This window comes from Mesorhizobium sp. M8A.F.Ca.ET.057.01.1.1 (assembly GCF_003952565.1).
Classification (GTDB): Bacteria; Pseudomonadota; Alphaproteobacteria; order Rhizobiales; family Rhizobiaceae; genus Mesorhizobium.
This window is the reverse complement of record NZ_CP034454.1, coordinates 3,006,843-3,026,603: the sequence shown is the minus strand read 5'-3', so window position 1 is coordinate 3,026,603 and position 19,761 is coordinate 3,006,843. Positions and strand designations below refer to the sequence as shown.

Here is a 19,761-nt window from a genome sequence, read left to right as displayed (position 1 = left end):
ATTGCGTAAGATCAAACAGACAGAGTATTCAGCATCTCATGACGGTCGATACCCAACCACAGGGCGACGAACGCGTACACTGGCTGCCGATGGTCGCGGCGATCTCGTCGATCAGCGTCGTCGGCATTGCCATTGGCCTCGGCATGCCGCTGCTTAGCGTCATCCTGGAAACACGCGGCCATTCGGCCTCGATGATCGGCCTCAACACGGCCGTCGCCGGCCTGGCCTCGATCGCCGGGGCGCCGCTCGCCACGCCGCTCGCCATGCGCTTTGGCGTCGCCTGGACTATGATCGCCATGATTGCTACCGGCGCGCTGGCTTTCGTCGGTTTCCATTTCGCGCCTGATTTCTGGATGTGGTTTCCGCTGCGCATCGTGCTGCACATCGCGCTGACGGTGCTGTTCATCCTGTCGGAATTCTGGATCAGCACGTCGGCGCCGCCGCATCGCCGCGGTCTTGTGCTCGGCATCTATGCCACCGTCCTGTCGCTCGGTTTTGCCGCGGGACCGTGGCTGTTTGCCCATCTCGGCAGTTCCGGCTTCAGGCCGTTCGGCGTCATCATCGCCCTGGTGACGCTCGCCGCCATACCGGTGCTGGCCGCCCGCAACGAAAGCCCCGCCATCGTGGCGGAGAGCGAAACCAGCCACTTCCTGCGTTACATCTGGCTGGTGCCGACCGCGACTTTCGCCGTGCTGGTGTTCGGCGCGGTCGAGACCGGCGGCTTCGCGCTGTTCCCGGTCTATGGCAACCGCATCGGCTACTCCGAGGCCGACGCGGCGCTGCTGCTGACCATGATCGGCCTTGGCAATGTGCTGTTGCAGATCCCCATCGGCATGATCAGCGACCGCGTCTCGGACCGGCGCTATCTCCTGCTCGCCTGCGCCACGGTCGGTCTCGTCGGCACGATATTCATGCCGTTCTTTGCCGCGAACTGGCATTTGATGGCAGCGCTTCTCTTCGTCTGGGGCGGTGTCGTTGCTGCCATGTACACGATCGGTCTTGCCCATCTCGGGTCGCAGCTCTCCGGCCACGAACTGGCGTCGGCCAATGCTGCTTTCGTGCTGTGCTATGGTGTCGGCATGGTCCTTGGGCCGCAGGCGATCGGCATCGGCATGGACAGTTTCGGGCCTTCCGGCTTCGGCTGGTCTCTCGGCCTGTTCTTCGCCGCCTACATCGCCCTGGTCTGCTTCAGGCTCGTTCGCAAGATCCTGCTGTAGAGCCCAACCAGTCGCTTATCGACACAGCGCAGCGACAGGCTGCTGACAGAACCGTGTCAGCAGCCACCGGTTAAAAGGGTATTCTAAAACACCCTGAACCGAGGACACTCCGATGATCGACAGCGGCTTTGAAACCACCTCGCTGCGAATGACGCTCCTGCTGCTCGTCAGCTTCCAGGCTCCGGCTGCCGACGTCGACCGCATCATGGACGCGGTTGTGGCGATCGCACCGCTGGCCATGGGCAAGTATGACCGAAATGCCTATCAGTCGGCGCATGGCATCGAGCGCTACAGGCCGCTTGAAGGAGCAGCGGCCGGCGCCGAAAGCGAATTGCGCCGCCGCCCGGGCACGGTCGAGGTTTCCTTCGAATTGCCCGATGACCAGCCGCTGGCGGCTCGCGTCGTCGAGGCGATTTTCCAGGCCCATTCCTATCAGGAGCCGGTGATCCGCATCCAGCCGATCCTTGCCAGCCGCTCCAAGGGGCTGGACGACCGCGCCAATCCGAATCGCTGGTGGAACACGACCGGAGACTGGAAGAAGGTCGCGGTATCAGAGGCGCAAACCGTCTGATTTATGCATACCGGGCAGCTTGAGCGGGCCACATAGGGTCCGCCGGGCTTGACTTTCCAGGCACGTTCTTTATGTGTCGCGCCAAGTTTCCCGCGTCCGGGTGTTTTCCCCGTGCTCCAGCGGCCAAAACTCCACGAACATAACGGACTGAGATCATGGCCAAAGCCGCAAACATCAAGATCAAGCTTCTGTCGACCGCCGACACCGGTTTCTTCTACGTCACCAGCAAGAACAGCCGTACCAAGACCGACAAGCTGTCGTTCCGCAAGTACGACCCGGTCGCCAAGAAGCACGTCGAATTCAAGGAAACCAAGATCAAGTAATCTGGGTTTTCCCTCTGAAATGCCAAAACGCCGCCCGATGGGCGGCGTTTTTGTTTCCAATGCGGAAGGCATGGGCTGGGTGCGCTCAGCCCGGCTGAATTCATTGAGCCCGGCTGAATTCATTCAGCCGATACGGTCGCCGCTCTTCTCGTCAAACAGATGCAGCAACGCCGGATCGGCCGACAGCCGCACCGTGTCGCCGGGCTTGACGCCCGCGCGGCCCATGGCGAAGACGCAAAGCTGCTGGCCGGCCAGCTTGACATAGAACTGCGTCGACAGGCCGAGCGGCTCCACCACCCCCACTTCGCTTTGCAGGGCGCCATCATCGGCCAGCCGGATATGCTCGGGCCGCAGGCCGACGGTGATGACGTCGCCATCCCGGAGCGGCAGGCCGTCCGGCAGCCGAAGCTTCTGGCCATCGGACAGCACGGCGTCCGCCTTGCCGTCCTTCTCCACCACCGCCGGCAGGAAATTCATGCCCGGCGAGCCGATGAAGCCGGCGACGAACATGTTGGCCGGCCGGTCATAGAGATCGAGCGGCGCACCAACCTGCTGGATCAGCCCGTCATGCATGACGACGATGCGGTCGGCCATGGTCATCGCCTCGATCTGATCGTGGGTGACGTAGACCGAAGTGGTCTTCAACTGCTGGTGCAGCGCCTTGATCTCGGCGCGCATATGGACGCGCAGCTTGGCGTCGAGGTTGGACAGCGGCTCGTCGAAGAGAAAGACCTTGGGATCGCGCACGATGGCGCGGCCCATGGCGACGCGCTGGCGCTGGCCACCGGACAATTGCCTGGGCAGGCGTTGCAGGAAGGTATCGAGCCCCAGCCGCTTGGCAGCACCATCGACGCGAGCATCGATCGCCGGCTTCTCGGCCTTTCGCAACATCAGGCTGAAGCCCATGTTCTTCGATACGTCCATATGCGGATAGAGCGCATAGGACTGGAACACCATGGCGATATCGCGATCCTTCGGCGCGACATCATTGACCAGCCGCTCGCCGATGCGGATTTCGCCGCCGGAAGCTTCCTCCAGCCCGGCGATCATGCGCAGAAGCGTGGACTTGCCGCAGCCGGACGGTCCGACCAGGACGACGAACTCGCCATCGGCGATCTCGAGATCGACCGCGTGCAGGACGCGCACGGCGCCATAATCCTTGCGAACCTTTTCGAGCGTGACAGAGGCCATCGATCATCCTTTGACGGCGCCGGCGGTCAGGCCGGTGACGAGATAGCGTTGCAGGAAGGCGAAGAAGATGCAGACCGGGATCAGCGCCAGGATGGACGCCGCCATCATCTGCCCCCAATCGACGGCGAACTTGCCGATGAAGGTGAGCAGGCCGACGGCGAAAGTCTTCTGGTCGTCGCTGGAAATCAGCATCAGCGCGAACAGGAGCTCGCTCCACGCGGCGGTGAAGACGAAGCCCAGTGTCGCACCCATGCCGGGCAGCGTCAGCGGCACGATCACCCGGCGCATCGCCTGCGCGCGCGTGCAGCCGTCGATCATCGCCGCCTCTTCGAGGTCCTTCGGGATGCCGTCGAAGAAGGACTGCATCAGGAAGGTGGCGAAGGCGGTGTTGAAGGCGGTGTAGATGATGATCAGCCCGGTCAGGCTGTTGATCAGGCCGATCTGGCCCATCACGCGGTAGATCGGCGGAATGACCATCACCAGCGGAAAGGTCTGGGTCAAAAGCAGCATCAGCGCCAGTGCCGCCTTGCCGCGAAAGGTGAAGCGCGACATGGCGTAGCCGGCGAGCGTGGCTATCACCGTCACCAGGGCCGCCGTCGACACCGAGACGATGACGCTGTTGAGGAAATAGCGCGGGAAATCGGTGGCTTCGAGCACTGTGATGAAGTTCTGCAACGTCATGTGCGACGGCCAGAAGGTGATGCCTTCGGAATAGAGAAGCCGCTCCGGCGTGACCGAGATCTTCAGCGTCCAGTAGATCGGGAACAGTGCGAAGACCACATAAGCCGCGATTGCCGCGTAGAGACCGACGCCGCCGAAGAACCGTTGTGAAGCAGAGCGTCCCGCGATCATCAGACGTGCCTCACAAGCGAGCGGCGGATGGCGATCAGCGCAATCGCATAGGCGATGAGCAGGACGAGCAGCAGCACGGCCACAGCCGAGGCATAGCCCTTGTCCAGCGACTTGAAGGCGCTGACATAGATGTAGACCGGCACCGTGTTGGTCGAGCCGGCCGGTCCGCCTTCGGTCATGACGAAGATCAGGTCGGCGAAGGTGGCGATCCAGATCGTCCGCAGCATCACCGTGATGGCGATGGTCGGGGCCAGGAACGGCAGCGTCACCTTGGTGAAGCGTTGCCATGGGGAAGCGCCGTCGATCGCCGCCGCCTCATGCAGCTCGGAGGGAATCGACTTCAGCGCCGCCAGCAGCGTGATGGCGAAGAACGGAATGCCAAACCAGACATTGGCGACGATCGGCCCCCACATGGCGGTGGCCGGATCGGACAGAACGTTGGTCGGCTCGGCTTTCAGCCCCAAGGCGAACAACCAGTGCGGCAGCGGACCGATGATCGGGTTGAACAGCCAGGCCCAGGTCAGGCCCGACAGGAAGGACGGCACCGCCCAGGGCAGGAAGACCAGCGCCTGCACCGCCTTGCGGCCTGGGAAAGGCTTGTCGAGCAGCAGCGCGAGGCCAAGGCCGAGGAAGAATTGGAAGAACAGGCTGGCGACCGTCCACCACACCGTGTTGACCAGCGCCTGCCCCAGCACCTGGTCCGAAAACATCGCCTGATACTGGCCGAGCCCGACATAGTCCGACTTGAATGCGGAGAACTTGCGGAAGGAATAGCTGATGCCGATGACCAGCGGCACGAGCAGCACCACGACCAGCAGGATGATCGCCGGACTGAGATAGAGCCAGGGCTCGATGGCAGCGTGGGTGAGCCACTTACGTCGCGGCTTGCCGGCAGATCGTATTTCGGACACGGCATAGGTCATTGGCTGTGGAACGTCCTCTGGGAGCGCGGCGTTGGCGACAAGCGTCCTTCTCCCCGTTCAACGGGGAGAAGAGGCCGGCAGGCAGATCAGGGGCGGCGCCAGCTTCTGAGAACTCAGCGCTGCCCCTCATCCGGCCCTGTCGGGCCACCTTCTCCCCGTTGAACGGGGAGAAGGAAAAGCCTCTGCCCTTACTTCTTGTTCTTCGCCAGCCAGTCCTGCTGTTCCTTGGTCAGGAAGGCGGCCCACTGGTCGGCGACGTCCTTGGCCGTCTTCTGGCCGAGCAGCACTTCCTGGAAGTTCTTGATCGCCACCTGGTCGACGAAGTTGCCAAGATTCTCGAGATGCGTCGGCGGCGTCACCATCTCATATTTGGCGCCGTCGCTGAGCTCGGTGAACCAGCCTTTGAACTGCTCGGTCTTGAAGTGGGCGTCCTGGTCGGCGCCTTTGTGGATCGGGATGACGCCGACTTCCTTGGCCCATTCCAGATTGTCCTTCGGTGAGAGCAGCGTTGCCATCAGCTTCCAGGCATCATCCTTGTGCTGCGAGTTGGCGAACATCGCCCAGCCCGCATAGCCCAGCGTCGGATAGGATTTGCCGCTCGGACCGGTCGGCATCGGCGCCACGGCAAAGTCGTCGGCGCTCATCTTGTCGGCGATGCCGAGCAGCGCGTCCGGATCCTGGTTGAGCATGGCGCAGGTGCCGGAATAGAAGCCGGTGACCGTTTCGTTGAAACCCCAGCTCACGGCATCCTTCGGCGCCAGGCCGTCCTTGTACATGTCGGCCAGCATTTGCAGGCCCTTGACCGAGCCCTCTTCATTGATGGTCGAGGTGCCGTCCTCGTTGAAATAACCGCCCTTGCCGGCGGCGATGTTCATGAACATGTGCATGCCGTTGAAGGCGCCCGGGCCGCCGCGCAGGCAGTAGCCGTATTTGCCGGGAATGGCCGAGATTTTCTTGGAATCGGCGACGAATTCGTCGAGTGTCGCCGGCGGGCCGTCGAGGCCGGCTTGCTTGAACAGCTTCTTGTTCCAGAACAGCGCGTTCACATAGTAGCCGTAGGGGATCATGAACTGGGTGTTGTTGACCGTCGAGCCGAACTGCTTGGCGCGGTCGCCGAGCGTCTTGGCGTCGTCCCACTTGGCCATATAGGGGCCGAGATCCTCGAGCTGGGCGTTGTTGGCGTAAAGCCCCATCCAGCGTTCCGGCATCTCGACCACATCGGGCGTATCGCCGGCCTGCACCATGGTCAGGAATTTTTCAAACGCCTGTCCCCAGGGCAGCGAGACCAGCTCGACCTTGACGCCCGGATTGGCCGCCTCGAACTCGGCGATCTGCTTTTTCAGGAATTCGGTGCGCGGCGGGCTGGTGATGACCTCGACCATTTTCAGGGTCGAATCGGCAAGCGCTCCTCCGGCGGAAATCGCCAGCCCCGCGACGGTGGCAAGCATGACGGTCAGTTTTTTCATGTTTAAGACTCCCATTTTGAACCCGCTTGTTATTTTCTGGCTTTTTCGAAGGCCTGGGCGACATCCGCCCAGAGATCCTCGACACTTTCCAATCCGACATTGAAGCGGATGGTTCGGGGGCTGACGCCGAAGCGCGCCATCGAATTCAGTCCCGGCGTCTGTTCGAGCGACGCCTTGGCCGGCACGACCAGGCTCTCATGCCCGCCCCAGCTGACGCCGATGCGGAAATATTTCAACGTGTCGACGAAGAGGGGGATGTCGATGTCCTCGGTAACCTCGAACGAGAACAACCCGCCATAGCCGGCAAGCGTCGCCTTGCCCGGATGGTTCGAATAGACGGGGTGGTTGACCCGCTCGACATTGCCATGCGCCTTCAGCCGCTCGGCAATGGCGAGCCCGCTCTTCATGTGGTGCGGCAGGCGCAGCGGCAGCGTGCGCAGGCCCCGCAGCAAGAGCCACGCCTCGAACGGCGACAGCTTGCCGCCGAGATAGGAATAGGTCTGCTCGTTGATGTGTTTGATGTGCGCGGCCGAGCCCGCCACCACGCCGGCAACGGTGTCGCTGTGGCCGCCGAGATATTTCGAGGCCGAGTGCAGCACGAGGTCGACGCCGTGCGAGATCGGCTTCTGGAAGACCGGCGTCGCCCAGGAATTGTCGATGGTGGTGATGATGCCCTGATCCCTGGCCAGCCGGGTCAGATGCGGCAGGTCCTGGAGCTCGAACATCATCGAGGTCGGGCTCTCCAGATAAAGCAGCTTGGCGCCGGGCAATGCCGCCGCCACCGCATCCGGATCCGAGCCGTCGACATAATCGACCCTGATGTTGAGCCGCGGCAGAAGCCGCTCGAACAGCCGGTACGCATCGCCATAGCAGTTGCGTACCGCGACGATGCGCTCGCCCGCCCCGACGAAGGCAAGCACGGTGGCGCTGATCGCCGCCATGCCGCTTGAAAAGCCGCGCGCGGCCTCGGCGCCTTCGAGCGCCGCGACACGCGCCTCGAACTCCATGACCGTCGGGTTGTCGCCGCGCGAATAGATCGGCTGTTTTCGTTTGCCGGCAAAGGTATCCGCCATTTCGGCGTAATTGGCGAAGGTGAACAGCGACGTCTGGTAGATCGGCGGTACGACGGCGCCACCGGGGAACGGTTCGTCATGCGCCAAAAGCGTCGCCGCCTCGGCGAGATAGTCTTGATCGAAACCGGCTGGGTGCTCGTTCATCTCAGGTCCGAAAGTTTGAGTTTGGCCGCACCGCGCTTCAGGTCGTCCTCGACGGTGGCGATCAGCTTGAGCGCCTCGGCGCGGGCGCCTTGCGGATCACGCGCGGCGATGCGCTCGTAGATGGTGCGGTGATAGGGAAAGCTGGCATGGCCGAAATCGCGCACGCCGAGCGGATGTTCCCAGAAGCGGTGGAACAGTTCGTGCATGGCCGCGATGATCTGTTCGAACAGCGGATTGCCGGAGACCCGGTAGATCGCCTGGTGGAATTCCCAGTCCTCTTCCGATGACATGCCGTCCAGGGTGCGAAACGCCTGCTCCATGATATCGAGCTTGCGTTCGATCTCGGCAATGTCGGCGGGGCTTGCCCGCTCGGCGCACAACGCCGCCGCTTCCGCTTCCAGTGCGCGGCGGATTTCCAGCGTCTGCATCAGGCTGGTGAAGTCATTGCCGCCCGCCAGGGTCAGCGGCAGATGCAGCATGTCGGGCGAGACGGCCGCCTTGAGATAGGTGCCACTGCCTTGCCGGCGTTCGACCAGGCCCAGTCCCTCCCACCGCGTCAGCGCCTCGCGCACCGTGTTGCGGCTGACCTTGAGCCGCTCGGCCAGGATGCGCTCGGTCGGCAGTCGCTCGCCAGGCTGCAAGGCCTCGGCGCGGACGAAGCCCACTAACGCCTTCAGCACGGCGTCGTCGCGCGCCGTCGTCTGAATGGGTGGCAGGCTGTTCTGGTCCACATTTCCTCCAAGTGGTCCAATGGTCCAACCAATTTCTGCACAGATGAAACCTCCTGTCAATCGCTTGTCAGGAGGGCAGCCGGTCGTCAGCCTGTTGAAGACCGTGAAACGCCATATCCGGAGGGATGCTCGGCCGCGGCAGCCGGTCCGAACCATCTGGTCAACGCGTCGGCCAATCCCTGTGGAGTCCCAACTCCTACCCAGGCCACGTATCCATCGGGCCGGATCAAAACCGCGTCGGGCGCAGCGACCGTTCCGAGTACGGGAAGCTCCCAGGCACCGGCATACCTGACATCGATCTGCCGGATCCGGCCGGCCCAAGGCGCAATGTCCAGCCTGCCTGGTTCACCGAAATCGAGGAGCAGCGGCCGCGCGTCGTGCAGCAAGGTAAACAGCCGCAACGGGCCGTTGGCGGTGAGCAGATCGAGGTCGGGTATTCGCCGCCCAAGCAGCGCGTGGCCTTCCCCGAGATCGTAGCGGACACCCAGGCCGGACATCTCCGCTGCGATTCGTTTGCGTGGCCCATCCATGGCAAGCAGTTCGGCAAACGTGTCGCCCAGAGCCTTGCTGCGGTCGTCCATTCGACGAAGCGCGACCTGTGCCATCGCATTGCGCAGCACGCGGGCGGCAACCGGATGGCGTTCGGCATGGTAGCTGTCGAGCAGACTTTCAGGGGACGTCGCCTTGACCACCTGGGCCAGCTTCCATCCCAGGTTCACCGCGTCCTGCACGCCGATATTGAGGCCCTGTCCGCCCATTGGGGGATGGATGTGCGCAGCGTCGCCGGCGAGCAGAATACGTCTGTTGCGGTAAGCCGCGGCCTGGCGTGTCATGTCGGTGAACCGGGAAATCCAGGTCGGACTGTGGACCCCGTAATCGGTGCCGTAAACCGCGACAAGCGCCTCGCTGAGATTGCGCAGCGTAGGTTCGCCGCCAATGGTCAGTTGCCTCTCGGTCAACACCACACCCACGCGGCCGCTTTCTTCAATCTTGCCTATCGCGTGAATACCGTAGGCGTCGCTGCGAAAGCCCCATCCAGGTTCCCCCGACATCTCGACCTCGGCGATCATCCAGCTCATCGTCGGATCCCACCCGTCGAACGCGATGCCCGCCGCCTTGCGGATGATGCTGCGTCCTCCGTCGCAGCCGACGAGATACTGCGTCCGCAACTGCTGGCCACCGGACAGCTCGATGTCGACACCATCGTCATCCTGTGCGAAGCCCGTGACGTCCTGTCCGCGATAGATCGGCACCCCCAACTGGCTGATCCAGTCGGCCAATAGCCGCTCGATATGATTTTGCCGCAGCGCCAGCAGATAGTTGTGCCGCGTGGGAAAATCGCTGATGTCCAACCGGATCATGTGGAAACCCACGGACGGCGACAGCTGTCCCTGTGATAAGAACCGGTCGGCAATTCCGCGCTGGTCGAGCACCTCGATGGTGCGTGCGTGCAGGCCACCCGCTCGCGAGCCGATGAGTTCCTGGTTGGGCCGCCGCTCGACAATGGCCGCATCGACGCCCGCCAATGCGAGTTCGCCAGCCAGCATCAACCCGGTCGGACCGCCTCCGGCGATCACCACCGCATGGTCCCGACGCACTTGCCCTCTCGACAACAGTTCCGGCATTCGCCACTCCCGTTTCCGTTAACTTGGGTCGTGGTTTTACGGGAACAGCCAGGTCTTGCCGCAAGCCCCTTGTGCGCCATATGTATGAAATGGAGGGGGTAGCCTCTCGCCTTCCCCAATGCATACGGCAGTGAAAAGGTCGCGCGTTGCGAAGCAATAGCGCGCGAGGTGCCGTTAGAACCCAGGAAAGCGTTCTTCAGATCCTGCCGCACACAAAAAAGCCCCGGCACTTCCGGGGCTTGGCGCGGAATCCTGATGTCATATCGACAAGAGGGGGCCGGTCGGCGTTTGGCAGCGGTACGAGGAGGCCACTATGTGCCAGCGCCGGCCGGCCGACCCCACGGACCCAGGAGATGCGGCGGACCTGAGCATCATGGGGTATTCCTGAGGGACCGAGCCGGCTGTCTACCCTCGTGCCGGCTTCGTCTTGGCCTGCACATTTGCGCAAGAGCTTATGAAAATCAACAGTTTCTTAACCAAGGCTCGCGAATCGCTTGGATTAAGGTAAATGGGTAACCCTGTTGGGTTGACCGGATAATCGGGCCCGGACCGTCAGGCCGCCTTGGCAACGACGCGGTTGCGGCCGCCGCTCTTGGCTTCATAGAGTGCGAGATCGGCGCGCTTCATCAGCGCGGCCACCGTATCCACGCCCTTCAACACCGATGACACGCCGACGCTGACGGTGACCTCGATCGTCTTGCCGTCGGCGCCGATGGCGAACGGCTTCTGGGCGATTTCGGCACGGATGCGCTCGGCCACCTTCTCGGCAACGGTGCCGTCGGTGTCCGGCATCACCACCACGAACTCCTCGCCGCCGAACCGGCACGCAAGGTCGATACCCCTGACGTTCTTGCGCAGCCGCCGCGCGAATTCGCGCAGCACGTCGTCGCCGCCATCATGGCCGTACGCGTCATTGATGGACTTGAAGCGGTCGAGATCGGTGATCATTACCGACAGCGGCCGGCGCCGCGCCACGGCGCGGTCGAACAGCGTCTGCAGATGGCTGTCGAGATAGCGGCGGTTGTGAAGCCCGGTCAGGCCGTCGGTCACGGCCATTTCGATGGTCTGGGTGACGCTGGCGCGCAATTGGTCGTTGTAGCGCTTGCGGCGCACCTGGGTGCGCAGCCGCGCCGTCAGTTCCTGCTGGTCGATCGGCCGCATCAGATAGTCGTTGATGCCGAGTTCGAGCCCTCGGATGAGGCGCTCCTCCTCGCCCTCCTCCGCCAGCAGGATGATCGGCACGAAACGGGTGCGGTCGAGCGAGCGCAGTTGCGAGCAGAGCCTGAGCGGATCGAAATCGGCGAAGGCTGTCGAGATCATCACGCATTCATAGGGCGTTTCGGCGGCCTGGAAGAACCCGGCATGGGGATCGCCGGTGACGTCGAGATCGGCACGGTCGCGCAACATCTTCTGGATGCGCTCGACCGACGATTTGCGCTCATCGATCAAAAGTACTTTCGGCGTCGTGTCCTCGGACGCGAAATTGCGGCTCAAAAGTTCCTCGATGCCTATGTTGCGTGTGGTCGAGGCGCGCAGCCGAAGCTCGTCGGTCAGCGATTTCAGGCGGACCAGGCTCTTGACGCGCGTCATAAGTTGCAGGTCGTTGACTGGTTTGGTCAGGAAATCGTCGGCGCCGGCCTCCAGCCCGCGCACGCGGTCTGAGACCTGGTCGAGCGCGGTGATCATCACCACGGGAATGTGCGACGTCGCCGGATCGCTCTTCAGCCGCCGGCAGACCTCGAACCCGTCCATATCGGGCATCATCACGTCGAGCAGCACGACATCGACCTTGCCGTTCTCGCAGGTCTCGATCGCGTCGGGTCCGTTGGTGGCGGTCAGCACCTCGAAATATTCGGCCAGCAGCCGGACTTCCAGCAGCCTCACATTGGCAGGGATATCGTCGACGACGAGGATCCGCGCGGTCATTTCACAAGGCTCCGGCTCGGCTGGAAGGGCACATCAGGCATCGCCCAGGTAGGATTTGATGGTTTCGATGAAGCGCGGCACCGAGATCGGCTTCGAAATATAGGCCTCGCAGCCACCCTGGCGGATGCGCTCCTCATCGCCTTTCATTGCGAAGGCAGTCACTGCAATGACCGGGATGACGTGCAAATCATCATCCTCCTTCAGCCATTTGGTCACTTCCAGCCCCGACACTTCGGGCAGTTGGATATCCATCAGGATAAGGTCCGGCCGGTGTTGGCGCGCCAGGTCGAGCGCCTCGAGACCGTTGCGGGTTCGCACAGTCTCGTAACCGCTAGCTTCGATGAGGTCCCGAAAGAGCTTCATATTGAGCTCATTGTCCTCGACGATCATGACCTTCTTAGGCATCGACATCCCGTCCCGGCCGTCCTCCGCCCGGAGGTGGCCGTCATGCGCTCTTTCCTTGAACGCACCAAACCCTGCTTCACTATACGGCAATATGATTGACGAAACGGAAACCCGCGGCCTGCAAAGCAGCACGAATTCCGCCTCGCCTCCCTGCGCGTCCAAAAGGCGCGCCACACTCTAATGGCTTGCCGCAAGCAACTCTTGCCATTACTGCGGGAGAGACTCATTCCACACACCGAAGGTAGTGATGGCAAACGCAGCGTCAATGCGCGAAGAGGCGGAAACCATTGCCGTGAAGGCATTGGGCTTCGTTGCCGCCGATCCTGAGCTTCTACCGCGTTTTCTGGCGATCACGGGAATAGAGGCGCATTCGATCCGCCGAGCGGCCGGCGAGCCGGGTTTCCTGGCCGGCGTCCTGCAGTTCATTCTGGCCCACGAGCCGACCTTGATGCGTTTTGCCGAGGAAACCGGCACCCCGCCGGCGGCCGTTGGCAAGGCGTTGCGCGCCTTGCCGCTCGGCGATGACAATCACGAGCGTTCCACATGAGCGATGATCCCGAAACCGCGCGCCAGATCGAGGAACTGGCGGCCGACGACCGGCCGCTGCTGGTGCTCGATGTCGACGATGTGGTGCTCGAATTCATCCGCCCGTTTCCGCATTTCCTCAAGGCGCGCGGCTACGGCCTGACCCTGGCTTCCTTCCGGCTGACCGGCAACATTGCCGAAACGGCCAGCGGCCGCCTGATCGAACAACCCGAAGTTACGGCACTCCTGGGCGATTTCTTCGACGCGCAAGCTGATTGGCAAAGCATCACCGATGGCGCCGCGGAGGCCTTGACGGGGCTTGGAGGTCGCGCGGAAATCATATTGCTGACGGCCATGCCGCACAGGCATCGCGCCGCGCGCCGCGCCCATCTCGATGCACTAGGACTAGCCTATCCGCTGCTGACCACCGAGATGGCCAAGGGCCCGGCGGTGGCCAGGCTGCGCGGCAAGACCGAGCGGCCCGTGGTCTTCGTCGATGATCAGCCGCACAATCTGGCGTCGGTGCGGGAATCGGTCGCCGACGCAAATCTTTTCCACCTGATGGCCGACAATTCGCTGCGCGCGTTCCTGCCCCCGGTCTCGGACGATGTCATCGTCGTCCAGGACTGGCACGAAGCCGCGCCGAAGATCGCGAGCGCTCTGGGTCTTCAGGCGCGTTGACGCAATTCCGGGCGGAATTGCTGGAGGGCTGCTCCCTCAAGGGTTCAACTTCGCCCCTGCCCCGCCACTATCGGTGCCGTCGCTATTGCTGCCTTCGTTAGCACTACCGCCATTAGCGCCACCGCCATTGTCATCGCTACTCTCATCGTCCGCGCCGCCACCATCATCGACACTGTCATCCACCGCCGGATCGGCGGGCTTCAGCATGACGCCGTTGACGGTCACCGAGCCGTCTGCCTTGGTGTTGATAGCCCATTCCAGCTTGCCATCCGGCAGCGTCTTGGCAAAACCCTTCGCCATGAGAGCGACAGGCACGTACTGCCCGACCTCCGGCTCCGCCTTCGCTGCTTCCTGCAGGTGCTCCATGATCTTATCGAAACCGGCGACGTCGACAGTGAGATTTGCGTCGGGTTTCTGGCCGAAGGTCGTCATCTCGCCTTCGAGCGCGATCTCCATATCCTTGTTCTTCACGGTGCTGTGGCCGATGACGACCTTCGGCGTCTTGGCTAGGAAGTCGGCCTTGAGCTGGTCGCCAAACTCGGCCGGCAGCGGCGAATCCTGATTGAGATCAAAGGCTTCAATCGCCTTCTTCGCCATGCTGTCTAGATCGATGCTGGCGCCGCCGAAGTTCAGGTCGATATCCGTGGGCAGCAGTGCCACGCTCCAGCTTGGCAAGAGCTGCTGCGGCACGGTGAGCCCCGAAGCTTTGATACCATAGCTGATCTTGCCATTCTGGGCGACGCCGTCGGAGCCGAACGCTACGCCGAGCTGGGTCGCCCCGAACGTACCGATCGGGCTGTCGACCGCGAAATCCTTGAAGCCATAGGTTCCGTCGATACGCTCCCACACCGGAAGCGCGGCGAGCAGAAGCGACTTGAGCTGCGCCTGGTTTGCCTTCAGCGTCTTCTCGTCCTCATTGGCCACGGCAAACGCCAGGAGATCGAGCAGCGGCTTGGTCTGCACGCCCTTGCCGCTGGCCTCCACCGACAATTCCGGCGACTTCACGGTAACCGGAAAATTCAGCCCGCTCTCGAGATCATTGAATTTAATCGCTTCGACGAAGTTCGAAATCTTTTGCGACGTCGTGAAATCGACGCCGCCATTGGCAGCCTTAGTGGCGGACAGGGTCGCGGTGCCGGCACCGGCGCTCGCATCCATCTGCTGCTTGGCGTCCTGCGACGACATCGTCATCCCGGCAATCGAACTGGTGGCGCTGGTGAGCGCCGCCAGCTTGGGGTCGTAGACGCCGCTGCCCTTGCCGTCCTTGATCGAAAACCGCGTGCTCTGCTTTCCCTCGGGCCCATTGAACTCGAACGAGGCGCTCTGCGTAAAGTCCATCGAGACATCCCAGGACCCGTCGCTGCGCGGCTTGACCAGCAGGGCGTAGGGCGCAAAGTCGAATTTCACCATCTTCTGGTCGGGGAAGGTCGCGGCAAGCGCCTTGAAATCAAACACGATCTTGTAGGCGTCGCCTTCGGCCGAAACCTTCAGGATACCCTTGTCGAGCGCCTGTTTGCCGACATAGCGCGACAGGTCATCAGACAATTGCTTGGCGCCCTGGCTGTCGACGGTCTGGCCGAAAGCAGGCGCGCTGAGCAGAAGTGCGGTAAAGGCAATTGGCAAAATGCGGTTCACGGGAATTCTCCGTTCGGTCGAAGGCAAAAATCGTTTCGTATCTCTGGTAGGGAAATACCATCACGACTGCAAGACGATGACAGTCAGGCAATCGGCTCCAACATCAGCCGCATCAACGGCCGACCGGCCTTCCGCTCCACGAGCCTCTCGAACCCGGCCTTCTCGAACACCCCCGATGAGCCGACGAACAGGCCGATCGAGCGCGAATCGCGGGACAGGTCTATCGGGCAGGCCTCGACAAGCCGTGCCCCGTTCCTGCGGGCGAAATCGATGCCGCCTTCGACCAGGCGGTGCGTGATGCCCCTGCCGCGCGCCTTGGCGCGGATGAAAAAGCAGGAGATCGCCCAAACGGCCGGATCGGAGGCGTCGGCGGGATCGATCGGCGCCGACCCCCTGCCCTTGTTGTTCCATTCGGGCACGTCCGCGCGTGGCCCGATCTGCATCCAGCCGACCGCCTTGCCGTCCTCGAAGGCCAGCAGCCCGGGCGGCGGGCCGGCCTCGATGCGCGCCTTGATGTGATCCTTGTTGCGTTCGCGGCTGCTCTCGCGCCGCGCCGCCGGCGCCAGCCGGAAATGCGTGCACCAGCAGCCGTAGCAGGCGCCCTGTTTGCCGAAAAGGTCCTCGAATTCGGGCCAGAGCTCTGGCGCCAGCGGCACTATGGTCGTGCTCATGCGTTCTCCCCAGGCCAGGCTTGTCGCTGGCCCTGCGCTGTCGTACCATTGCATTTGTTCTCTTTATGTTCGCAGCGATGGCGGCTCCTGTCAACAATCCGGATCACGGTTTTTGTCGTGACTGCCTGACGTTTCAGCGCGGTGAAACGCGCCGCTGCGAACGCTGCGGCAGCCCTCGCCTTGCCCGCCACCCCGAACTTTACCGGCTGCACCTCGCCCATATCGATTGCGATGCCTTCTACGCGGCGATCGAAAAGCGCGACAATCCTGCGCTCAAGGACAAGCCGCTGATCATCGGCGGCGGCAAGCGCGGGGTCGTCTCCACCGCCTGCTATATAGCGCGCATTCGCGGCGTGCGTTCCGCCATGCCGATGTTCAAGGCGCTCGAGGCCTGCCCCGAGGCGGTCGTGATCGCACCCAACATGGAAAAATATGTGCGTGTCGGCCGCGAGGTACGCGCCATGATGCAGGCGTTGACGCCCCTGGTCGAGCCGCTGTCGATCGATGAGGCGTTCCTCGATCTCGCCGGCACCGAGCGGCTGCACGGCCTGCCGCCGGCGGTGGTGCTGGCGCGCTTCGCGCTAGCCGTCGAGAAGGAGATCGGCATCACCGTGTCGGCCGGCCTGTCCTATTGCAAGTTCCTCGCCAAGATAGCGTCCGACTTCCGCAAGCCGCGCGGCTTTTCGGTCATTGGCGAGGCAGAGGCGGTAGGTTTCCTGGCAACGCAGCCGGTGACCATGATCTGGGGCGTCGGCAAGGCGTTCAACGCCACGTTGGAACAGGATGGCATCCGCACCATCGGTCAGCTCCAGAAGATGGAGCGTGGCGACCTGATGCGCCGTTACGGGGTGATGGGCGAACGGCTCTACCGGCTTTCGCGCGGTGAGGATGTCCGCCGCGTCGACCCCGACCAGGATGCCAAGAGCGTATCGGCCGAAACCACTTTCGACACCGACATCGCCTCGCTGGACGAGCTGGTCTCGGTGCTGAGGGGCCTTTCGGAGAAAGTCTCGGCGCGGCTGAAGAAGTCAGGCATTGCGGGTCGCACCGTAGTGCTGAAGCTGAAGACCCAGGATTTCAAGCTGCGCACGCGCAACCGTCAGCTTGGCGACCCGACCCGGCTCGCGGACCGCATCTTTTCGACCGGCGTGGAACTTCTTCGCAAGGAAACGGACGGGACGAAATTTCGATTGCTCGGCATCGGCGTCAGCGACCTTTCGGACGACGACAAGGCCGACCCACCGGATCTGGTCGATGTCCAGTCGCGCAAGCGCGCCATGGCCGAAGGCGCCATCGATGCGTTGCGCGACAAGTTCGGGCGCAAGGCGGTGCAAACCGGCTACACCTTCGGCAAGGGCCGCGACGCCCATCCGCCGGAGCCGCTTGAGGATTGAACCCGATCAGCTGCGTCGAAGATCGATGCGACTGGTCACGACGCTCTTGCCGGTCTTGGGATCACGGTCGACCACGGTCAAGACAATGCCGTCCGCCCCGTTTTTCTGTACGGTAAGCTGCGCGGTGCGGTCGCCATTGACCTCCTTGGCCCAGCGGATGGCGAGGTTTATGGCATTGCCGGAACGGCTTCCGTTCAGCTGCGCCGGTCCGGTGCGCGATCCCACATAGACGCCGCTGTATTTGGCGCCGCTGGCCTTCAGACGGGCGCTGATGGCGCGTGTCACCAGGATCAGGCCGCGGCAGTTGCCATCGAGCGACAGCGAAGATGATGTCGCACCCGATTTGAATGTGCAGGAAACGCTGACCGTCGGCGCCTGCGTCGTCACCTGAACGGTTCCCTTGCCGGCGAAATTGCCCTGGAAGGACTGGAGAAATTTGCTGTCGTCGGCATGCGCGGCAGTCGCCGCGACGAGCAGGCATCCAGCAAGCGCAAACCGCGTGAGTGATGTCATCGAAGGTCTCCTTGTGTCGGGTGGAAGGGCAATCGGCGATGCTCAGGCGGATACCGCGACTCAACGCACCTTGCCATGTCAGGTTCCGCCAAGACTGTTTTGCAACAGGTGCAAAGTCTCTGGCCCAGTCAAATGGGGCAGCTAGTGGTTGCGGCAAAAACCCCGGCTTGCGACATAGCGGACATGGCACCCACCCTTCGATCCCCAAGGCCGCGTTCTGGATGGCGCTGTCGATCGCGTCGTTCCTGGCGATGTCCGTCGCCGGCCGCGCCACCACGGCCGAACTCAACGTTTTCCAGGTGCTGGAACTGCGCTCGGTGATCGGCTTCTTTATCCTCTTGCCGCTGGTGTTTGCGGGCGGCGGTTTTGCGGCGATGCGCACGCAGCGCCCCCTCGCCCATGTCGCCCGAAACGTCATCCACTATACCGGGCAGGCGGCATGGCTCTACGCCTTGACCTTGATCCCGCTGGCCGTGCTGATTTCGATCGAATTCACCACGCCGATCTGGACGGCTATCCTGGCGGTGACTTTTCTCGGTGAAAGGCTGTCCCGGCCAAAGCTTGCCGCGATCGTGCTGGGCCTGATCGGCGTGGTGGTCATCGTTCGGCCCGGTGTGGGCTCGGTCGATCCGGGCCATCTCGTTGTGCTCGGCGCCGCGGTCTGCTTCGGCATCTCGGTGGTCATGGTCAAGTCGCTGACGCGGACGGACAGCGTCGTACGCATCATCTTCTGGATGCTGATCATCCAGTCGGTGGTCGGCCTCGTTCCAGCCCTTTACGAGTGGCGCAACCCGCCGCTGGAACTGTGGCCGTGGATCGTGCTGATTGCCTTCGCCGGCATGTCGTCGCACTTCTGCATGGCCCGCGCGCTTGGCTATGCCGACGCCACCGTCATTTCGCCGATGGATTTCCTGCGCGTGCCGTTGTCGGCGCTGATCGGCTGGCTGCTTTACAGCGAGCAGATCGACGCTTTCACCGCCGGCGGCGCACTGCTCATCCTTATGGGCAACCTGCTCAATCTTCAGCGGAAACCGGCAAGGCCGGCGGAAGTGGCCGCTTCGTAAACCGCCGCCGCCGGTCAGTCGCCCTCGTTCGGTATGTTGAGAACGTGTCCGCAGGCCTTGCAGTGCACGGCGTCCGGCTCATGCCGCTGCAGTCCGCATTGCGGACAGGGAAAGAACACTTTCGCGGGCCGGAAAATCGCCTGCGCCAGCCTGACGAACAGCGATATGCCGATGATCATGGTGACGATCGCCGTCAGCTTGCCGGCGATGCCCGGCAGCACGATGTCGCCGAAGCCGGTCGTCGTCACGGTCGCGACGGTGAAGTAAAGCGCGTCGATGTAGTTTTCCAGCCCGGCTCCGTTGCGGAAGAAGAACGTGTAGACGAAGCCCGTGATGACAAAGAGAAAGGTCAAAAGATTGATGACCGCGTGGCTTGCCTCGCGCCAGGGTCTCAAGCCGCGCATCTCGAAATGCCGCCAGATCGAACCGCTGCGCGATAGCGACCACAGCCGCAGAATGCGCAGAAAGCCGAGATTTGCGAGCGCCGTCGGCATCAGCAACGTCAGAAGGATGAAGGCATCCACCCAGAAGGTCGGCTGCTTCATCAGGCGCAGCATGTCGTTTGAGGCCAGCAGCCTGGCGCCCAGATCGGCGGCGACGAGGGCCGCCACGGCATAGTCCAGCCACAGAAACGAGGCCGATTGCTGGATGACCGGCGTGGCGATGAAGAAGGCGAGGATGGCGACGTCGATGATGACAGCGACCAGCTGGAACCGGAACGCGGCCGGCGAGCGTCCATGATAGAGCCTGCGCAGCGTGTCGCGCATCTGTGCCGTCGGGGAGAGACCCTGCGGTGCCTTGCTGTCGGCGCCTTTCATGCCGATCGCGACA

Annotated in this window: 20 protein-coding genes; 7 read left to right on the top strand and 13 right to left on the bottom strand. The window is 62.9% G+C overall.

The window, feature by feature from the left end; all coding sequences use genetic code 11:
* Window positions 1-38: 38 nt before the first annotated feature.
* The 3 genes from EJ077_RS14135 to rpmG all read left to right on the top strand — a co-directional run bounded on the left by EJ077_RS14135 (window position 39) and on the right by rpmG (window position 2,111).
* Window positions 39-1,217 carry an MFS transporter gene (locus tag EJ077_RS14135; RefSeq protein ID WP_208702668.1) on the top strand — a complete coding sequence of 393 codons (1,179 nt, stop codon included), beginning with the start codon at window positions 39-41 and terminating at the stop codon, window positions 1,215-1,217.
* A 112-nt stretch (window positions 1,218-1,329) separates the two neighbouring features.
* A complete protein-coding gene (locus EJ077_RS14130; RefSeq protein ID WP_208702667.1) occupies window positions 1,330-1,788 on the top strand; it encodes a hypothetical protein in 459 nt (152 codons plus the stop codon).
* Between the two features lie 155 nt (window positions 1,789-1,943).
* Window positions 1,944-2,111 carry a 50S ribosomal protein L33 gene (gene rpmG / locus EJ077_RS14125; protein WP_006201775.1) on the top strand — a complete coding sequence of 56 codons (168 nt, stop codon included), beginning with the start codon at window positions 1,944-1,946 and terminating at the stop codon, window positions 2,109-2,111.
* A 123-nt stretch (window positions 2,112-2,234) separates the two neighbouring features.
* Here the strand turns inward: rpmG and EJ077_RS14120 are convergent, their stop codons facing one another.
* From EJ077_RS14120 to EJ077_RS14080, 9 genes are all read right to left on the bottom strand, one after another.
* Window positions 2,235-3,302 (bottom strand): ABC transporter ATP-binding protein, encoded by a 1,068-nt coding sequence (locus tag EJ077_RS14120; RefSeq protein ID WP_208702666.1) that lies wholly within the window; start codon window positions 3,300-3,302, stop codon window positions 2,235-2,237.
* A gap of 3 nt (window positions 3,303-3,305) precedes the next feature.
* Window positions 3,306-4,154 (bottom strand): carbohydrate ABC transporter permease, encoded by an 849-nt coding sequence (locus tag EJ077_RS14115; RefSeq protein ID WP_127872593.1) that lies wholly within the window; start codon window positions 4,152-4,154, stop codon window positions 3,306-3,308.
* Complete coding sequence (locus EJ077_RS14110; protein ID WP_208702665.1) at window positions 4,154-5,077, bottom strand: carbohydrate ABC transporter permease; 924 nt, start codon at window positions 5,075-5,077, stop codon at window positions 4,154-4,156. Before EJ077_RS14110 ends, EJ077_RS14115 begins: the two co-directional genes overlap by 1 nt.
* 188 nt (window positions 5,078-5,265) lie before the next feature.
* Window positions 5,266-6,543, bottom strand: a complete 1,278-nt coding sequence (locus EJ077_RS14105) for an ABC transporter substrate-binding protein (protein WP_127280536.1) — start codon at window positions 6,541-6,543, stop codon at window positions 5,266-5,268.
* A gap of 29 nt (window positions 6,544-6,572) precedes the next feature.
* Window positions 6,573-7,760: a PLP-dependent transferase gene (locus EJ077_RS14100; RefSeq protein WP_208702664.1), complete on the bottom strand. Its 1,188-nt coding sequence runs from the start codon at window positions 7,758-7,760 to the stop codon at window positions 6,573-6,575.
* Window positions 7,757-8,491 (bottom strand): FadR/GntR family transcriptional regulator, encoded by a 735-nt coding sequence (locus tag EJ077_RS14095; RefSeq protein ID WP_140757603.1) that lies wholly within the window; start codon window positions 8,489-8,491, stop codon window positions 7,757-7,759. The genes EJ077_RS14100 and EJ077_RS14095 overlap by 4 nt, the downstream gene beginning before the upstream one ends.
* Window positions 8,492-8,577: 86 nt before the next feature.
* Window positions 8,578-10,116 (bottom strand): FAD-dependent monooxygenase, encoded by a 1,539-nt coding sequence (locus EJ077_RS14090; RefSeq protein WP_208702663.1) that lies wholly within the window; start codon window positions 10,114-10,116, stop codon window positions 8,578-8,580.
* 552 nt (window positions 10,117-10,668) lie between these two features.
* The gene (locus EJ077_RS14085; protein ID WP_208702662.1) at window positions 10,669-12,042 is read right to left on the bottom strand and encodes a PleD family two-component system response regulator; all 1,374 of its coding nucleotides are present in this window, start codon (window positions 12,040-12,042) and stop codon (window positions 10,669-10,671) included.
* 33 nt (window positions 12,043-12,075) lie between these two features.
* Complete coding sequence (locus EJ077_RS14080) at window positions 12,076-12,447, bottom strand: response regulator (protein WP_006334976.1); 372 nt, start codon at window positions 12,445-12,447, stop codon at window positions 12,076-12,078.
* A gap of 247 nt (window positions 12,448-12,694) precedes the next feature.
* Here EJ077_RS14080 and EJ077_RS14075 point away from each other — a divergent pair, with 247 nt between their 5' ends.
* Together EJ077_RS14075 and EJ077_RS14070 are read left to right on the top strand one after the other, a co-directional pair.
* Entirely contained in the window at window positions 12,695-12,994 is a 300-nt protein-coding gene (locus EJ077_RS14075; RefSeq protein ID WP_027144983.1) for a DUF3572 domain-containing protein, read from the top strand.
* Complete coding sequence (locus EJ077_RS14070; protein ID WP_208702661.1) at window positions 12,991-13,653, top strand: hypothetical protein; 663 nt, start codon at window positions 12,991-12,993, stop codon at window positions 13,651-13,653. The genes EJ077_RS14075 and EJ077_RS14070 overlap by 4 nt, the downstream gene beginning before the upstream one ends.
* A 36-nt stretch (window positions 13,654-13,689) precedes the next feature.
* Here EJ077_RS14070 and EJ077_RS14065 read toward each other — a convergent pair whose 3' ends face one another.
* Entirely contained in the window at window positions 13,690-15,288 is a 1,599-nt protein-coding gene (locus EJ077_RS14065; RefSeq protein ID WP_208702660.1) for a hypothetical protein, read from the bottom strand.
* An 83-nt stretch (window positions 15,289-15,371) separates the two neighbouring features.
* Complete coding sequence (locus EJ077_RS14060; protein ID WP_208702659.1) at window positions 15,372-15,959, bottom strand: GNAT family N-acetyltransferase; 588 nt, start codon at window positions 15,957-15,959, stop codon at window positions 15,372-15,374.
* A 65-nt stretch (window positions 15,960-16,024) separates the two neighbouring features.
* On the opposite strand from EJ077_RS14060, the gene EJ077_RS14055 reads away from it, so the two are divergent.
* Window positions 16,025-17,353: a DNA polymerase IV gene (locus EJ077_RS14055; protein WP_208702658.1), complete on the top strand. Its 1,329-nt coding sequence runs from the start codon at window positions 16,025-16,027 to the stop codon at window positions 17,351-17,353.
* A 6-nt stretch (window positions 17,354-17,359) separates the two neighbouring features.
* On the opposite strand, the gene EJ077_RS14050 is transcribed toward EJ077_RS14055, so the two are convergent.
* A complete protein-coding gene (locus tag EJ077_RS14050) occupies window positions 17,360-17,866 on the bottom strand; it encodes a hypothetical protein (protein ID WP_208702657.1) in 507 nt (168 codons plus the stop codon).
* Between the two features lie 221 nt (window positions 17,867-18,087).
* Between EJ077_RS14050 and EJ077_RS14045 the strand changes: the two genes are divergently transcribed.
* Window positions 18,088-18,930, top strand: a complete 843-nt coding sequence (locus tag EJ077_RS14045; protein WP_208702997.1) for a DMT family transporter — start codon at window positions 18,088-18,090, stop codon at window positions 18,928-18,930.
* 14 nt (window positions 18,931-18,944) lie between these two features.
* Here the strand turns inward: EJ077_RS14045 and EJ077_RS14040 are convergent, their stop codons facing one another.
* Window positions 18,945-19,748 carry a potassium channel family protein gene (locus EJ077_RS14040; RefSeq protein ID WP_208702656.1) on the bottom strand — a complete coding sequence of 268 codons (804 nt, stop codon included), beginning with the start codon at window positions 19,746-19,748 and terminating at the stop codon, window positions 18,945-18,947.
* Window positions 19,749-19,761 lie beyond the last annotated feature (13 nt).

Excerpts from the sequence above, each read along its gene's own strand:
- EJ077_RS14135 (WP_208702668.1), top strand. The coding sequence starts at position 39 with ATGACGGTCGATACCCAACCACAGGGCGACGAACGCGTACACTGGCTG.
- EJ077_RS14130 (WP_208702667.1), top strand. The coding sequence starts at position 1,330 with ATGATCGACAGCGGCTTTGAAACCACCTCGCTGCGAATGACGCTCCTG.
- rpmG (WP_006201775.1), top strand. The coding sequence starts at position 1,944 with ATGGCCAAAGCCGCAAACATCAAGATCAAGCTTCTGTCGACCGCCGAC.
- EJ077_RS14120 (WP_208702666.1), bottom strand. The coding sequence starts at position 3,302 with ATGGCCTCTGTCACGCTCGAAAAGGTTCGCAAGGATTATGGCGCCGTG.
- EJ077_RS14115 (WP_127872593.1), bottom strand. The coding sequence starts at position 4,154 with ATGATCGCGGGACGCTCTGCTTCACAACGGTTCTTCGGCGGCGTCGGT.
- EJ077_RS14110 (WP_208702665.1), bottom strand. The coding sequence starts at position 5,077 with ATGACCTATGCCGTGTCCGAAATACGATCTGCCGGCAAGCCGCGACGT.
- EJ077_RS14105 (WP_127280536.1), bottom strand. The coding sequence starts at position 6,543 with ATGAAAAAACTGACCGTCATGCTTGCCACCGTCGCGGGGCTGGCGATT.
- EJ077_RS14100 (WP_208702664.1), bottom strand. The coding sequence starts at position 7,760 with ATGAACGAGCACCCAGCCGGTTTCGATCAAGACTATCTCGCCGAGGCG.
- EJ077_RS14090 (WP_208702663.1), bottom strand. The coding sequence starts at position 10,116 with ATGCCGGAACTGTTGTCGAGAGGGCAAGTGCGTCGGGACCATGCGGTG.
- EJ077_RS14085 (WP_208702662.1), bottom strand. The coding sequence starts at position 12,042 with ATGACCGCGCGGATCCTCGTCGTCGACGATATCCCTGCCAATGTGAGG.
- EJ077_RS14080 (WP_006334976.1), bottom strand. The coding sequence starts at position 12,447 with ATGCCTAAGAAGGTCATGATCGTCGAGGACAATGAGCTCAATATGAAG.
- EJ077_RS14075 (WP_027144983.1), top strand. The coding sequence starts at position 12,695 with ATGGCAAACGCAGCGTCAATGCGCGAAGAGGCGGAAACCATTGCCGTG.
- EJ077_RS14070 (WP_208702661.1), top strand. The coding sequence starts at position 12,991 with ATGAGCGATGATCCCGAAACCGCGCGCCAGATCGAGGAACTGGCGGCC.
- EJ077_RS14060 (WP_208702659.1), bottom strand. The coding sequence starts at position 15,959 with ATGAGCACGACCATAGTGCCGCTGGCGCCAGAGCTCTGGCCCGAATTC.
- EJ077_RS14055 (WP_208702658.1), top strand. The coding sequence starts at position 16,025 with ATGTTCGCAGCGATGGCGGCTCCTGTCAACAATCCGGATCACGGTTTT.
- EJ077_RS14050 (WP_208702657.1), bottom strand. The coding sequence starts at position 17,866 with ATGACATCACTCACGCGGTTTGCGCTTGCTGGATGCCTGCTCGTCGCG.
- EJ077_RS14045 (WP_208702997.1), top strand. The coding sequence starts at position 18,088 with ATGGCGCTGTCGATCGCGTCGTTCCTGGCGATGTCCGTCGCCGGCCGC.
- EJ077_RS14040 (WP_208702656.1), bottom strand. The coding sequence starts at position 19,748 with ATGAAAGGCGCCGACAGCAAGGCACCGCAGGGTCTCTCCCCGACGGCA.